The following is a 307-nucleotide window of genomic DNA, read 5'->3' as shown; positions in this document are numbered from 1 at the left end:
ATTTGGACTTGTTCCTTCGTTTCACTTGCTTTCTTAGATGGGTAGAAAACTGGAGAGTCGCTGGCTGTTCCGTGTAAGGTACGTGTTATCGCGTTTGCCTTCTTTGCCGGTATGTTCAATAATCGGCTTGCCGGATAAAAGATTCTTCTCTACTATGGATGCACTTCCAAGCATGTACAAACGTCAGATGGATATGACTCTTGGTAGCATGGATAATATTGATCCTAAAGATATTGAACAACTAACGGTGAAAGACCTTTTAGAAAAGAGTGAATACCGCATACCTATATACCAACGTAATTATACT

1 protein-coding gene is annotated in these 307 nt (G+C 40.1%); it reads left to right on the top strand.

Going from position 1 to position 307, the window contains the following annotated elements; genetic code table 11:
• Nucleotides 1-37 precede the first annotated feature (37 nt).
• On the top strand, nt 38-307 hold a 270-nt coding region (locus D0T87_RS24050), incomplete at its 3' end, for a DUF4836 family protein (protein ID WP_163178712.1).

Origin of the sequence: Bacteroides sp. 51 (assembly GCF_010500965.1) — a bacterium.
GTDB lineage: Bacteria > Bacteroidota > Bacteroidia > Bacteroidales > Bacteroidaceae > Bacteroides.
This window is presented reverse-complemented; position numbering and strand designations above follow the sequence as displayed.